Origin of the sequence: Mycobacterium sp. P7213, assembly GCF_900604305.1 — a bacterium.
Taxonomy (GTDB): domain Bacteria; phylum Actinomycetota; class Actinomycetes; order Mycobacteriales; family Mycobacteriaceae; genus Mycobacterium.
In genome coordinates, this window is sequence record NZ_UWOA01000038.1 from 1 (window position 1) to 14359 (window position 14359).

Genomic DNA, 14359 nt, shown 5'->3' on the forward strand with positions numbered 1-14359 from the left:
CCCCCGGACACGCCACCGCCCCGCACGCCGTAATCGGCGCACGGGGCGGTGTTCTCGCTTGTTAGTCCTTGAAGGCGTCCTTGATGTTCTCACCGGCCTTCTTCAGGCTGGACTTGCCCTGGTCAGCCTTGCCCTCGTTCCTGAGGTCGTCATTGCCGGTGACCTTGCCGGCGGCCTCTTTGGCCTTGCCCGCGACGTCCTCCGCGGCATGTTTGGCTTTGTCTGCCAATCCCATCGTGAACTCCTCCCTCATGTGGCGTTGCGACAGAAGGGATACCCACTATGTTTACGACGTAAACCCTCATCGGGTGGCCCGATCGCTTCAGCGCCGGGCGATCAGCAGCTCGAGCCGGTCCAGGATGGCCTCCAGCGCCTCCTCGAACTCCGCGGTGCTGCGGTCCTGCGACAACATCGGCTGCAGGCGTAGCAGGTGCGGGTAGTCGGTAAGGTCGCGCCCGGACCGCGCGCCCCTGTCATCGAGAAGCACCTCGTCGGGGTGCAGTTCAGCGCCGCGTGCCGACACTTCCAACAGCAGATGACCGATCAGAAACGTGGTGTAGGAACGGTAGGCGGACACCGCGGCGCCGTCGTCGAATCCATAGGCGATCAGCGTGTCGAGGAAGCTCTCCATCCAGCGCAGGCTGCGCAGCGGTGGCCGAACCCACGGGGCCTCCGGGGCCTGGGTGGCGACCAGCGGAAAGACCTCCGGATGGTCGAGTGCGATCTGGCGTACCCCGTGCGCCAGCCGCATGAGGTAGTCCTGCCAGCCGTCTTCCTGGCGTCGCGCCGCGAGCTGATCCGCGTAGAGCCGGTCGACGATATGGTCGACAACTCCGGTGAGCAGGTCCCCACGGCCGTGCACATAGCGGTACAGCGCCATCGCCTCGACTCCGCAGGCTGCCCCCAACCCACGCATGGTCAACTTCGACAGTCCGTGCCGGTCGATGAAGTCGATGGCCATTTCCAGGATCGCGTCACGGCTCAGGTGCGACGGCCGCAGACCGTCGCCGATGTCGGCCCCCTCGGCGTGCACCGGCCGCTGCGCACCGCGATCGCCGGCATCCACCCAGATCACCCTTTTCACCGCATCGACGGCCCGAATCCAGCGGCCACCTGCGATCCGCTTCGCGCACCGACCACGAGTTTACGTCGTAAGCTCGCCACGATAGGCCAAAGCGGCCATAGTCGCGTCAACCGGCTAGCGGGTGAGCGCCTTCACGTCACTGGGATGGCCGGCCAGGGGGGTCACCCGGATATCCATGTAGGCGAACAATGGGAGCCCGGAAAGTATCTGGTGCAGTTCGTCATTCGACGCGACATCGAAGATCGAGATGTTCGAGTACTCGCCGACGATCCGCCAGATGTGCGGCCACTTGCCTGACCGCTGCAGATCCTGGGAGTACGCCTTTTCGCTGGCCACAATCTCGGCACGGACCTGCGGGTCGAGGTCGTGCGGGATCCGCACATCCATCCGTACGTGAAACAGCATGGCGGCCTCAGTCCTGCACCGGGTCGAGGACGAAGTTGTAGGTCACCGCGAAGCTGCCGTGGCATTGCGCCGCTGAATCCAGCTTCGAGCAACTCCGATGCGTCCAGGTCGACGCCTGGCGCCGTGCGCTCAACCTACTACGCCGGCCGGTTGCCCAACTGCCCGTCGATCAAGCACCGGTGCCGCGGTTTTCGCGACCACCTCGTCATAACCGACCCCGGGCGCCAGCTCCACCAAGGCGAACCGGTCGCCGGCGACATCGAGCACCCCGAGGTCGGTGATCACCCGGCTGACCACACCGCGTCCGGTCAGCGGCAGATCGCAGGCGGCGACCAGTTTGGCGGCACCAGCCTTGGTGGTGTGATCCATCAGGACGATCACCCGGCGCACGCCGCTGACCAGATCCATGGCACCGCCCATGCCCTTGACCATGGCCCCCGGAACCATCCAGTTGGCCAGGTCACCGTTGGCCGCCACCTGCATGCCGCCCAGCACGGCCACATCGACATGGCCACCGCGGATCATCGCGAAGCTGGTCGCGGAGTCGAAATACGCTGCCCCGGGCAACACCGTGACGGTCTGCTTTCCGGCGTTGATCAGGTCCGGGTCGACTTCATGGTCGTAGGGGAAAGGCCCGACGCCGAGGATGCCGTTCTCGGCGTGCAGCGTGATGCTGGAGTCGTCGGGCAGGTGACCGGGAATCAGGGTGGGCAGGCCGATGCCCAGGTTGACGTAGTCGCCGTCGTGCAGTTCCCGGGCCGCTCGCGCGGCCATCTCGTCGCGGGTCCAGCTCATCGTGTCGCCTCCTGCTCTTGATTGCCCGCCTCCCGGGCGGCCTCGTGGCTCGCCCGCGCCGTCATCGGCCGGGTGGTGCGCTTCTCGATGTCCTTGCGCGCGGCCTGCTCCGGAGTCAGTGCCAGGATTCGCTTGACGAAGATCCCGGGCAGGTGAACCGCGTCGGGGTGCAGTTCCCCGACCTCGACGACCCGCTCGGCTTCGACGATGGTGGTCCGTCCAGACATGGCTGCCGGGGGGTTGAAATTGCGTGCCGCGGCGTGGAATTGACAGTTGCCAGCCTTATCGGCGACCGCGGCGCGCGCCAGCGCATAGTCGGTGGTGATGCCCTCCTCGAGCACCATGTCGGTGCCGCGGAAGTTGCGTACCTCTTTGGGCGGTGAGGCGATGGCGATGCTGCCGTCGGGGTGATACCTCCAGGGCAGTCCCCCGTCGGCGACGGCGGTGCCGACCCCGGTGGGGGTGAAGAAGGCGCCGATGCCGCTGCCCCCGGCGCGCATCCTTTCGGCCAGGGTGCCCTGCGGGGTGAGCTCGACGGTCAGTTCACCGGACAGGTACTGGCGGGCGAAYTCCTTGTTCTCCCCGACGTAGGAGGCGATGACCCGGCTGATCCGGCGCGCGTCGAGCAACAGGCCCAGCCCGGCACCGTCGACCCCGCAGTTGTTGGACACGATGGTCAGGTCGGTGGCGCCCTGTTCAAGGAGGGCCTCGATGAGAAACCACGGGATGCCGGCCAGCCCGAAGCCGCCGACGGCCAGACTCGCACTGTCGGGTATGTCGGCGACCGCCGCGGCCGCAGATTCGACCACTTTGTTCAGGCTCATGGGCGCTCCAGGTGTTCGATGAGGGCTGGCGTGATGATCTCGGGTTGTTCGGCGTTGGCCAGGTGAGCGGCGTGCGAAACGACCAGCAGCCGACCGTTTTTGACGCCGGCCGCGATCTCTTCAAGCTTGGCCGGCGGGGTGGCGGGGTCGTCAGCGCCGGCGACGGCCAGGGTCGGGGCGGTGATGACGGCCAGGTCGCCGCGGACGTCCAGGCCGGCGATCGCCTCGCAGCAGCCGGCGTAGCCCTGCGCGGGTGTCGCGGCGACCATGGCTTCGCCCTCGGCACGGACGTCGGGGTGCGCTGCAAGGTATTGCGGGGTGAACCACCGCTGTACCACCGCGGCGGCGACCGCGCCGGCACCGCGGGCGCGGACCGTCGCGGCCCGTTCCTGCCAGGCGGTGGCCGGTGGCAGGTGCGCGGCCGTGCACAGCACGGCCAGCCGGTCGACCCGCTCGGGGTTGCGGGCCGCGACCCGCATCGCGGTCATCCCGCCCAGCGACAGTCCGACCAGGTGTGCCCGCTCCACACCGAGCCGGTCAAGCAGTGCGATCACGTCGTCGGCCAGGTCGTCGATGGTGTACGGCCCGTCCGGGACCGGGGATTGGCCGTGCCCACGAGTGTCGTAGCGCACCACCTGGAACCGGTCCTGCAGCGCGCCGATCTGGGCGTCCCACATCCGGTGGGTCGATCCCAGCGAGTTGGACAGCAGCAGGACCGGACCGCCTTCGCGACCGGTGATCACGGCGTGCACCGCGACGGCGCTCATCGCCGGCCTCGAAGACGGCGGCCGGGTCGCGCCCGGGCCCGATATCGACGGAAATGGTCACGTTTTCAACAGTAATGACCAGTATTGATATTCTGAAATACTTGTATTTCGCTCATTAATATACTGTTTTTATCAATCCCTTCCCGGGAGTCGACCCGCCCGATTTCGGCGCGAAGCGTCGGACCGCCCCGACGTCCCCTGCCCTTGCGACCCCGGCCATCCGGCGATGAGCGAGGTCATCGACGGCATAGGCTGGCCAACATGGCCAACACAGGACCCCTCTCCGGCAAGACCATGTTCATCTCGGGCGCCAGCCGCGGTATCGGCCTGGCGATCGCCAAGCGCGCCGCCTGCGACGGCGCCAACGTCGCGCTGATCGCCAAGACCGCCGAACCACACCCGAAGCTCGACGGCACGATCTATACCGCGGCCGCCGAAATCGAAGAGGCCGGCGGGCAGGCACTGCCGATCGTCGGTGACATCCGTGACGGGGACTCCGTGGCAGGGGCCGTGGCCGCCACCGTCGAGCGGTTCGGCGGCATCGACATCTGCGTGAACAATGCCTCGGCGATCAACCTGGGTTCGATCCTCGAAGTGCCGCTGAAACGCTTCGACCTGATGAACGGCATCGAGGTGCGCGGCACCTACGCGGTGTCGCAGGCCTGCATCCCGCACATGATCGGCCGCGACAACCCGCACATCCTGACGCTGTCCCCGCCGATCCGGCTGGAGCCTCAGTGGCTCAAGCCCACCGCCTACATGATGGCCAAGTTCGGGATGACGCTGTGCGCCCTCGGGATGGCCGAGGAACTGCGCCAGCACGGGATCGCCTCCAACACGCTGTGGCCGCGCACCATGATCGCTACCGCCGCGGTACAGAACCTGCTCGGCGGAGACGAGGCGATGGCGCGCTCTCGCACCCCGGAGATCTACGCCGACGCCGCATACGCCATCGTGACCAAGCCGGCCCGCGAATACACCGGCAACTCTTTGCTGTGCGAGGACGTGCTGGTGGACTCCGGCATCACCGACCTATCGGTCTATGACTGTGTGCCCGGCAGCGACCTGGGCGTAGACCTGTGGGTCGACGCCGTCAACCCGCCGGGCTACGTGCAGAGCTGACCACGGCCCCGCCGAAACCCGTCGGGATGACCAGTCTGAAGCAGGCGCCCCCGTTGCAGGGAACGCACGTCAGTGTCCCCCCGTGCGCCTCGGCCAACGCCCGGGCGATCGGCAGGCCCAGCCCGGCACCGCCGTGGTCGCGGCCGCGGGCGCTGTCCAGGCGCACCAGCCGATCGAAGATCCGCTCGGCGTCCTCGGCACCCACCCCTATGCCGGTGTCGGTGACGACCACCGCGACACCCCCGCTGTCTTTGCCGACGTCGACGTTGATCTGTCCACCGGGCGGTGTGTAACGGCGCGCGTTGTCGAGCAGGTTGGACAGAATCTGCGCGACGCGCGTGGGGTCGACGCGGGCGCTCACTGAGTCCAGGCCGGTCCGCCCGATCCGGAGTTGCGGAGCAAGCAGCGCGGCCCGGTCCAGTTGGGTGTCGACGATGCCGACCAGATCGATGTCTTTGAGCTCCAACGGCAATCCGGCATCGATATAACTCAAGTCCAGCATGTCGGTGACCAGCCGGGTGGCCCGCCGCGCTTCGGTCAACAACAGGCTGGCACGACGATGCTGGCGAAGTACCTCGGGCTCGATGGCGTCCTCTCCGATGGACCGGCCGACATGCACGCTGACGTTTCCGGCGATCTGCTCGGCAGCGGCCTGCATTCCCGCTATCGGGGTACGCAGCTCATGGGCAGCGTCGGCGAGGAAACGCCGCACTGCCGCTTCGGCTCGCTGCGCCCCCTGCGCGGCGCTCTGAGCCCGCTTCTCGGAATCCTCCAGCTCGTCGAGCATGTCGTCGAAAGCTTCTGCCGCCCGCCCCAGTTCGGTCCTGGGACGGTCTGGGCGCAGCCGCCGACCCCGATCCCCCGTGGTGATGTCGCGGGCGAGATCGGTGAGACGATCCAGCGGCGCAAGCAGCGCACGGCTCGCCCCGGCCAACAAGGTTGATGCCAGTAGCAAGGTCCCCAGACCGGCCTCGACCATCAAGCGCCGCAATCGGCGCAGCGTCTCGTCGGACTCCGTGGTGTCGGCGACCAGGATCACCCGGTCGCCGTTGGCCAGGGGATGCACCAGGACTGTCGCGGTGTCGTCGGGCTCGAGCGGCGGGGCCGGAAACTTCGATCCGGTGGTCGCGTCGGGCTCGATCGCGGGGTCACCGTAGCTGGTGCCGGCGGCGGTGACCACGAGTGCGGCGATGATGCCGCCGTTGAGTTGTTCGGACACCTGTTCAGCCGAGATGCCCAGTGCTACAAGGGAATCCGCCCGAGCCGTCGCCGCTGCCAGTCGTTCGTGGACGCTGCGGGTTGCCAGCGAAGTCAAACTGGCATTGATCACCAGCCCCATCGCCAGCATCAGCATGACGAGCAACGCCAGCACCATCAGCGTCAGGCGGCGCCGCAGCGAGGGAGTGGCGGTCATGAACCCGAAAGTTCCAGCCGGTAGCCGATCCCGCGCACGGTATGCAGGATTCGTGGTCCGTGCGCCTCGAGCTTCTGCCTCAACCCACTGATGTGGACCTGCACCAGGTTGGGGTCGTATGCCTCATAGCCCCATACCGCGTTGAGGATCTGCGCGCTGCTGACGATACGACCGCGCTGTTCGACAAGGTAGACCAGCACCCGCAGCTCGGTGGCGGTCAGACCCAGAGGGGTGCCGGAGCGGGCGGCCACCCCGGCGTCGACATCGACCAGCAGATCCCCGAACTGCACGGCAGCCGGTAGCCGGCCCCGCCGACGTAGCACCGCACCGACCCGCGACACCAGCTCGGCCAACTCGAACGGCTTGACCACGTAGTCGTCGGCGCCGCCGTCAAGACCGCGCAGCCGGTCGGGTAAGCCGTCGCGCGCGGTGAGCAACACCACCCCCACTTCACCCCAGCGCAGGATCACATCCATCAGCGCGAAGCCATCGCGTCCCGGCAGCATGACGTCGAGGACCACCAGATCCGGCCGGAATCCGTCCAGCACCTCCTCCAGGCCGTGGCCGTCGGGCTGGGTGCCGGTGAGGTAGCCGGCGTCGGCCAGCGCCTCGCTGACCATCTCGCGGATGGCCTCGGAGTCCTCGACCACTAGGACCCGCGGCGTTCCCACGCTGAAGGGGGTACCGCCGCGACGGTCGGCGGACCGGGAATCGGCCATGGTCCATTGATAACACCGTCGCGCCGCGATGGGGAGGCCCGACGGGCCCGGCTTGCGCTCACCGCCGCGTTCTTCAGGTTCACTTCAAGTTCACTGTTTACGGTCACGGAGTCCGAGTGCGCCCGGTGACCTGCCGCACTGGGCGCGAACCGGGAAATTCAGGAGGCACCATGACGCCTACTAATAACAGGCTTATCTGACAATGGATTTCGCGATTCTGCCACCAGAGGTCAACTCAAGCCGGATGTATTCGGGTGCCGGAGCACAGCCTTTGCTGGCCGCTGCCGCCGCCTGGAGCGCCCTGGCCGCCGAACTGAACAGCGCGGGTCTGGCCTACGACTCGATGATCGATGAGCTGTCCGCCGGCTGGGCCGGCCCCAGCGCCGCCGCGATGGCCGCCGCCGCGGCACCGTACGCCCAATGGATGCATGCCACCGCCGCCCAGGCCGAACACACCGCTTCGTCGGCCCGGACGGCGGCCGCCGCCTACGATGCGGCGTTCGCGATGACCGTGCCTCCCCCGGCGGTCACCGCCAACCGCACTCAGATGATGTCGCTGCTAGCCACCAACTATCTGGGTCAGAACACGGCCGCCATCGCGGCCACCGACGCCCAGTACTACGAGATGTGGGCCCAGGACGCCACCGCCATGTACGGCTACGCCACCAGCTCCGCTGCCGCCACCAGGCTGGTTCCGTTCACCCAGCCCCCGCGCACCACCAATCCCACCGGCACGGCGAATCAGGCCGGAGCGGTAGGCCAGGCCACAGCCACCACGGCAGGCGGCCACGCCGATTCCGCGGCTGCGGCGATCACCCAGGCGCTGCAGGGTCTCGGTGCGCCAGGATCGGCGGCAGCGGGATCCAATACGACGCTGACGAGTTCCATCGGTTCAGCGGCGGCAATGGAGCCCGGGCTGGCGGCGTCCTACCTGGCATTGGCCTCCAGCCTGTTCGGCACTTTCGTCATCGACTCGGCCGGTACCTTCGGCGTGGACGCGGCCGGCACCTTCGGGATCGACCTGATCGGCGTCGGCGAGATCGAGAGCGAACTGCTGCCGGAGATGGCGCTGACCGGCGCGCTCACTCCGGTGAGCGCCGAGATGGGTGAGGCGGCCACGCTCAGCGGGCTGTCGGTGCCGCAGGCCTGGGCCACCGCGGCGCCGACGACCACCGTGATCCAGCAGTTCGGCGCTGCATTGCCTACCGCCGCGCAAGCTGCAGTCCCCACCGCCGCGGCCGGGGCCTCCGCACTGCCGTTGGCTGCCATCGGTGCCGCCGGGCTGGCCGGCCGGGCCACCGCGGGCCTCGGGCGGGGACGCGCCGCTACCACTAACCCGAAAGCCGCCCCCAAACGGGCACCGCGCGCCATGGTCAAACAGCGCGAACAAACCGAGAAGCCGAGAAAACCGCCGGTACGGCCGTTGCACGGCCCTATCACCCGGATCTCCGGTGAGCTGCGGGAACTAGCCGATCTGCGCGATGCCGGGATCCTCACCGAAGAAGAGTTCACCCGGGAAAAGCAGCGCCTTCTCGGCCGGTAGCCCCCATGGATTTCGCATTGTTGCCACCGGAGGTCAACTCCGGCCGGATGTACTCCGGTGCCGGCGCCGGCCCCATGCTCGCCGCGGCATCGTCCTGGGATGCGCTGGGCGCCGAGCTACACAGCGCGGGACTCGCCTACGCCTCGGTGCTCACCGAACTGGCCTCCGGTTGGGCCGGCCCCAGCGCGCGGGCCATGGCCGCCGCCGCAGCACCGTACGCCCAATGGCTGCACACCGCCGCGATCCAGGCCGAGGAGACCGCCCTCGCGGCCCGCGCCGCCACCGCCGCCTACGAGTCAGCTTTCGCCATGACCGTGCCGCCGCCGGTCATCGCCGCCAACCGCAGCCTGCTGATGACCCTGGTCGCGACCAACTTCCTGGGCCAGAACACTCCCGCTATCGCGGCCACCGAGGCCCACTACTACGAGATGTGGGCCCAGGACGCCACCGCCATGTACGGCTATGCCGCCGGTGCCGCCGCCGCCGGCAGGCTGAGCCCGTTCAGGCAGCCGCCGCGCACCACCAACTCCGCCGCTACGTCGGCGCAGTCAGCGGCCGTCATGCAGGCGGCCGCCACCAGCTCGGAGGGCCACGGCGAAGGCGTCATCACCACTTTGACCCATGCGCTGGAGTCCTCGTCCGCCCTGGCTGAGGCCATTGGTGCGGACGCACTCTTGCTCAGCGAGCCCGCGATCGAGGTCGGCATCGCCGGTGTCGAGCTGGTTGTCGACTCGATGGGCACGTTCGGCGTCGACGCGCTTGGGACGTTCTTGATCGATGCGATGGGCGCCGCCGAGGTGGGCCAGGAGTTGCTGCGGGCTGCGATGGCCGGCGCGCTGCCGCTCTCGGCCAATCTGGCCTCGGCGACCTCGATCAGCGGGCTGTCGGTGCCGCTGGCCTGGGCGTCGGCCGCACCGGCGGCGGTGGCGCCGCAGCTAGGTATGTCGCTGGTGTCCGCCGGTACGGCCGCCGCCACCTCCGCTGTCCCGGCCGTGGCCGCCGGTGAGACGGTGATCCCAGCGGCAGGGATGGCCGCAGCCGGCGTGGCCGGGCGAGCCGGGGCCGGCGCCGCCCGGGGTCACCGCATCCCGACCGCCGGTACCGTCACCCCGCCGCCGGTATCGCGGCCCGACGAGCTGCCGAAGTTGCCCGCGTCCTCGGCGTTCGGTCTGTTGATGGGCGCCGACATCGAGCTGCGCGAGCTGGCCGAACTACGCAACGCCGGGATTCTCACTGCCGAGGAGTACGCGCTGGAGAAACGGGGTCTGGTCGGACGTTAAAGCAGGTAGGCCTGCTCGGGATGTGGCTCGACCGGTGCGATCAGCTCGGGTGAGTTGTTGCGCACGCTGTTGACCAACGTCGAGACCTCACGCACCGCGATCCCGGCCACGTCCGGCGGGCGGGCCAGCAACGCGGTGTCGATCGCGGCGTCGGGATCCAGCCAAGCGTCCCAATGGTTTTCGGCCAGCAACAGCGGCATCCGGTCGTGAATGCCGGCCAGTTCCCCGACTGCCGCGGTAGTGATGATTGCGACGCTGAGCAGCGCGTCGGAGAGACGATCGGGGCGCCAGACCGACCACAGACCGGCCGCGTACAGCATCGCGCCGTCACCGTGGATGTAGAACGGTTTCTTGCGACCTTGGGGCTCTGCGCGCCATTCGTAATAGCCGTCCATCGGCACCAGGCAGCGCCGCCGCTGCGCGGACGCGGAGTACGCCGGTGAGGTGGTGATCTTGTCGGCGCGGGCGTTGATCAGCAATGGGCCGCCCGGCGCCGGTGCCCCGTTCGGGCCGGCCTTGGTCCACGGCGGCACCAGTCCCCAGCGCATCTGCCGGAGCCGTCGAGTCGGTTGGTCGCCGGGGTTATGCGGTGGCCGCCGCTTCGCCTCTGCTACGTCGAACCTCGCCGAACCGCCGGGCCCATGCGGCGGCTCGGAGTGCCGGCTGACCAGGGTCGCGATGCCGTCGGTGGGGGCCACGTTGTAGTTCGGGCCGGCGTCGACGCCGACCGGCATCTCGTTGATCGCATCGATACGCGCAGCCAGCAACGCCGGATCGGTGGTTACCGCGAAACGCCCGCACATAGCTCCATGGTGACAGCTAATCGATCCGGGTGGCGGTGACCGCCCAGAACGGCATGTGCACCAGGTTATCTACCAGCAGCGGTTGCAGGTAGGCGAACCGCTCGGCCAGCGCGCGGACACCTGCCACCAGGTCCTCGCGACCCATCGCCTCCATCACCGCGATCATGTCGGTGAAGGCAGTGGGTTCGAAAATCCCCTGATAGGTCGTGGGACCGATGTGCTCGATACGCCACCCGGCGGATTCGAGCAGCGGGCCGAAGCGCTCGGGCGAGAGCCCGTCCAACTGCCAGCCGTTGACGTTGTGGCGGCCGGCTTCGAACATGAACAACCGGGCTTGAGGCTTGGTCGCCCGGTGCAGGTTGCGCGCGTAGCGCACCTGAGTTTCTTCATCGTCCTGGAACAGGTGGTAGAACGCGCTGTCGACCACGGTGTCGAACCGGCCGTCGAACCCGTCGAGGTCGACCGCGTCGGCCACCTGGAAGTTCACCGTCACGCCGGCTTGGGCCGCGTTACGCCGCGCGACCGCGATAGCAGCCGGGGAATGGTCGAGCCCCGTGGTCGAATACCCATGGGCTGCATAGTGAATCGCGTGGTGACCCGATCCGGTTCCGGGGTCGAGGACCTCCCCGCGCAGCGCTCCGCAAGCCACCAGTTGCTGCACCACCGGCTGCGGACGGCCGATCTCCCACGGCTCGGGAGGACTTGCCGGTGGCGCGCCGCCGAGCTCGGTATCGCTGTTCATCGCCCACAACTGTGCGCGAGTCTGGTTAACGAAATTAGAACGCACGGTGTACGAACGGCGACAGTCGCCCAGGTGATGGCAAGATCGCCGCTGTGCGCCTCTCCGTCCTCGATCTCACACCGGTCCGCACCGACCAGTCCACTTCGAATGCGCTGGCGGCAACGATGCGACTGGCGAAGGTCGCCGACGATCTCGGCTACACCCGCTATTGGGTCGCCGAGCACCACAACATTCCCTCGGTAGCCGCCACCAGCCCGGCGGTACTTACCGCGATGATCGCCGCCGCCACCTCACGTATCCGCGTGGGCTCGGGCGGGGTGATGCTGCCCAATCACGCGCCCCTGGCTGTGGCCGAGCAGTTCGCGCTGCTGGAGGCCGCACATCCCGGCCGTATTGACCTGGGCATCGGACGCGCCTCCGGCGCCGATCCGGTGGCATCAGCGGTGTTGCGCGGCGGGCGCGGCGATCGCGACAACCAGGGCCTCAATGATTTTCCCGAGAATCTCGCCGACGTGATCGCCCTGCTCAGCACCGCGGGAGTGGCTGTGCAGCTGGCGGACCGCAGCTACAACTTGAGGTCGACGCCGCACGCGGTGTCGAGGCCACGCGTGTTCGTGCTGGGCTCCTCGATGCAGTCGGCTCAAGTCGCCGCGGCCCAGGGGCTGCCCTACGTTTTCGGGCATCACCTGTTCGGCGAGCACACCGACGAGGCACTGGTGTTCTACCGGTCGCAGTTCGTCCCGAGCGAGCTTGCCGACCAGCCGACGGCGTTCCTGACCGTCAACACCGTGGTCGCCGAAACACGCGACGAGGCAATGGCTTTGATTCGTCCGTACCTGCGATTGCAGGCTCAGACGGCGACCGGACATCCAGCAGGCCGCCTGGAACTGGTCGAGGACGCCCAGCAGGCGGCCCTGACACCGGAGCAACACCGCGTCGCGCAGGGCGAGCTCTCGCGTGCGGTCATCGGAACGCCGGCCGAGGCGCTCACGCAACTGCGGGAACTGGCCGACCGATTCGGCGTGGACGAGTTGATGCTCAATCCGGTCGCATCCGCCCGGCGGGGCGCCGACCCGGCCAGCACGCCGGGGCGAGAATCCACCCTGCGCTTGTTAGCTGACGCCGCGTCGGCAAAGTGAACAACAGGTGAAGACAAACCAACGCCAGAGGGCTGCTCGGTGAATGTTTCGGGTGCCTTTTCCAACTGTCAATGAACAACTGCTGACAGTCTCCGAAAAGTGCCCTTCGCGGCTGTGTGTCGGGCGTCAGATCGCATAGCGTCGGGTCTGCGCTCAAGGGCGTACGCGATCCGCAATATGGCGATCGCGGAAAAGGGAAAGACCTCGACGAGGAGCCTTCATGTCGTTCGTCACAACGCAACCCGAAGCGTTGCTGGCCGCCGTCGCCAACCTGCGGGCCATCGGTTCGTCGATGGCCGCGCACAGTGCCGCGGCCGCGGCACCCACCACCAGCGTGGTGCCGGCCGCCGCCGACGAGGTATCCGCGCTGACCGCCGCCCAGTTCGCCACCCATGCCCAGGCCTACCAGGCCGTGAGCGCGCAGGCGGTGGCTGTCCACGAGATGTTCGTGAACGCCCTGAGCAGCGGAGCCAACGCCTACGCCGCAACCGAGGCTGCCAACGCAGCAGCGGCCGGTTAGGTCACCGCGATGAACTACTTGTCGTTGCCGCCTGAAGTGACCTCCACCATGATCTACTCCGGGCCCGGCTCGGAGCCCATGGTCGTGGCAGCGTCGGCGTGGAGCGCGCTAGCCGCCGAACTGAAATCTGTTGCGGCCGAGTACCGCGCGGTCATCAGCCAGCTGACCTCCGAGGAATGGCTCGGATCGGCCTCGACGTCGATGGCGACCGCAGCAGCGCCCTACATCAACTGGATGGAGCTCACCGCAGCGCAGGCCGAGCAGGCCGCCATGCAGGGTCGGTCCGCTGCGGCCGCCTACGAGACGGCACACGCCCAGACCGTGCCGCCGGTGGCCGTCACCGCGAACCGCGAACTGCTGCAGCAGCTGGTCGCCACCAACATCCTCGGTCAGAACACCCCGTCGATCGCGGCCACCGAAGCCGAGCACGGCGAAATGTGGGCGCAGGACACGCTTGCGATGTACGGCTACCACGCCCAGTCCAGCGCAGCGACGCAGCTCAACGAATTCACCGCGCCGCCCAACCCGACCAACCCGGCTGGCGACGCTGCGAATGCCAATGCGGTCGCCTCGGCGGCCGGCAGCGCCACGGCCACCCAAGCCACCAAGGCTTCGGGCGTCCTGCAGAGCCTGGCGAACTCGGCCCAGAGCACGGGCAACCCGGCTCAAGACGTCCTCAACGACCCGAACTACAACCTGAGCAACCAGCTGATGACCCAGCTGGTCACCAGCTCCAACCTGCAGTCGAACAACGTCTGTGCGGTGTGGCGTGGTGTCAGCGGTGTGCTCGGTCTGCAGAAGCTATTTGCCGACGGTGCGAAGGCAGCGTCGTCGGGAGCCGCCGGAGCGGCCTCCGGTGCCGCCAGCGCGGCGTCCGGCGCGGCGAGCGCGGCCAGCGGTGCCGCCGGCGCAGTCGGTGGCCTCTCGGTGCCGGCAGCGTGGGTTCCGCCGATGGCGGCAGCGTCCACCCTGGGCCCGGTCTCCGGCGGCTCCTGGGTTCCGGTCGGCCCCGCTGCCGCAGCGGCACTGCCGTCCGCAGGCGGGATCCTGGGCGGGGCTCCGATTGCACCGCCGACGGGAATGCCTGGCATGCCTGGCATTCCGGCCGCGGGCGCGGCCGGCGCCGGCTTCCGCGGTTTCGGCGGTCCGCGCTACGGAACCGCGTTGACCGTCATGCCACGTCGTCCGTTCGGCGGATAGGC

General features: G+C 68.3%; 16 protein-coding genes. 6 read left to right on the forward strand and 10 right to left on the reverse strand.

Features of this window, described 5'->3' with window-relative positions; genetic code table 11:
- Positions 1-61 precede the first annotated feature (61 nt).
- The 6 genes from EJK91_RS15025 to pcaD form a co-directional block, all read right to left on the reverse strand.
- Positions 62-235: a CsbD family protein gene (locus EJK91_RS15025; protein WP_024443650.1), complete on the reverse strand. Its 174-nt coding sequence runs from the start codon at positions 233-235 to the stop codon at positions 62-64.
- Positions 236-322: 87 nt separating this feature from the next.
- Positions 323-961, reverse strand: a complete 639-nt coding sequence (locus tag EJK91_RS15030; RefSeq protein ID WP_125079343.1) for a TetR/AcrR family transcriptional regulator — start codon at positions 959-961, stop codon at positions 323-325.
- A gap of 237 nt (positions 962-1198) precedes the next feature.
- The gene (gene catC, locus EJK91_RS15035; protein WP_024443648.1) at positions 1199-1489 is read right to left on the reverse strand and encodes a muconolactone Delta-isomerase; all 291 of its coding nucleotides are present in this window, start codon (positions 1487-1489) and stop codon (positions 1199-1201) included.
- Positions 1490-1618: 129 nt separating this feature from the next.
- A complete protein-coding gene (locus EJK91_RS15040; RefSeq protein WP_024443647.1) occupies positions 1619-2284 on the reverse strand; it encodes a CoA transferase subunit B in 666 nt (221 codons plus the stop codon).
- Positions 2281-3108 (reverse strand): CoA transferase subunit A, encoded by an 828-nt coding sequence (locus tag EJK91_RS15045; RefSeq protein WP_125079320.1) that lies wholly within the window; start codon positions 3106-3108, stop codon positions 2281-2283. Before EJK91_RS15045 ends, EJK91_RS15040 begins: the two co-directional genes overlap by 4 nt.
- A complete protein-coding gene (gene pcaD, locus EJK91_RS15050; RefSeq protein WP_125079321.1) occupies positions 3105-3875 on the reverse strand; it encodes a 3-oxoadipate enol-lactonase in 771 nt (256 codons plus the stop codon). The genes EJK91_RS15045 and pcaD overlap by 4 nt, the downstream gene beginning before the upstream one ends.
- A gap of 261 nt (positions 3876-4136) precedes the next feature.
- Here pcaD and EJK91_RS15055 point away from each other — a divergent pair, with 261 nt between their 5' ends.
- Positions 4137-4997: an SDR family oxidoreductase gene (locus EJK91_RS15055; protein WP_125079322.1), complete on the forward strand. Its 861-nt coding sequence runs from the start codon at positions 4137-4139 to the stop codon at positions 4995-4997.
- Here the strand turns inward: EJK91_RS15055 and EJK91_RS15060 are convergent.
- Positions 4969-6411, reverse strand: coding sequence for a sensor histidine kinase (locus EJK91_RS15060; RefSeq protein ID WP_125079323.1), 1443 nt, complete (start codon positions 6409-6411; stop codon positions 4969-4971). The genes EJK91_RS15055 and EJK91_RS15060 overlap by 29 nt on opposite strands.
- The gene (locus EJK91_RS15065; RefSeq protein ID WP_125079324.1) at positions 6408-7130 is read right to left on the reverse strand and encodes a response regulator transcription factor; all 723 of its coding nucleotides are present in this window, start codon (positions 7128-7130) and stop codon (positions 6408-6410) included. The genes EJK91_RS15060 and EJK91_RS15065 overlap by 4 nt, the downstream gene beginning before the upstream one ends.
- A 202-nt stretch (positions 7131-7332) precedes the next feature.
- On the opposite strand from EJK91_RS15065, the gene EJK91_RS15070 reads away from it, so the two are divergent.
- Both EJK91_RS15070 and EJK91_RS15075 read left to right on the forward strand, forming a co-directional pair.
- On the forward strand, positions 7333-8673 hold the full coding sequence (locus EJK91_RS15070; protein ID WP_125079325.1) for a PPE family protein, SVP subgroup: 1341 nt from the start codon (positions 7333-7335) through the stop codon (positions 8671-8673).
- 5 nt (positions 8674-8678) lie between these two features.
- Positions 8679-9953: a PPE domain-containing protein gene (locus EJK91_RS15075; protein ID WP_125079326.1), complete on the forward strand. Its 1275-nt coding sequence runs from the start codon at positions 8679-8681 to the stop codon at positions 9951-9953.
- Here the strand turns inward: EJK91_RS15075 and EJK91_RS15080 are convergent.
- Together EJK91_RS15080 and EJK91_RS15085 are read right to left on the reverse strand one after the other, a co-directional pair.
- A complete protein-coding gene (locus tag EJK91_RS15080; RefSeq protein WP_125079327.1) occupies positions 9950-10756 on the reverse strand; it encodes an SOS response-associated peptidase in 807 nt (268 codons plus the stop codon). The genes EJK91_RS15075 and EJK91_RS15080 overlap by 4 nt on opposite strands.
- Before the next feature lie 16 nt (positions 10757-10772).
- Positions 10773-11498, reverse strand: a complete 726-nt coding sequence (locus EJK91_RS15085) for a class I SAM-dependent methyltransferase (RefSeq protein WP_125079328.1) — start codon at positions 11496-11498, stop codon at positions 10773-10775.
- Positions 11499-11590: 92 nt separating this feature from the next.
- Here EJK91_RS15085 and EJK91_RS15090 point away from each other — a divergent pair, with 92 nt between their 5' ends.
- From EJK91_RS15090 to EJK91_RS15100, 3 genes are all read left to right on the forward strand, one after another.
- Positions 11591-12637 carry an LLM class flavin-dependent oxidoreductase gene (locus EJK91_RS15090; RefSeq protein WP_125079329.1) on the forward strand — a complete coding sequence of 349 codons (1047 nt, stop codon included), beginning with the start codon at positions 11591-11593 and terminating at the stop codon, positions 12635-12637.
- 220 nt (positions 12638-12857) lie between these two features.
- The gene (locus EJK91_RS15095) at positions 12858-13157 is read left to right on the forward strand and encodes a PE family protein (RefSeq protein WP_125079330.1); all 300 of its coding nucleotides are present in this window, start codon (positions 12858-12860) and stop codon (positions 13155-13157) included.
- Positions 13158-13166: 9 nt separating this feature from the next.
- A complete protein-coding gene (locus EJK91_RS15100; RefSeq protein ID WP_125079331.1) occupies positions 13167-14357 on the forward strand; it encodes a PPE family protein in 1191 nt (396 codons plus the stop codon).
- Positions 14358-14359: the final 2 nt, after the last annotated feature.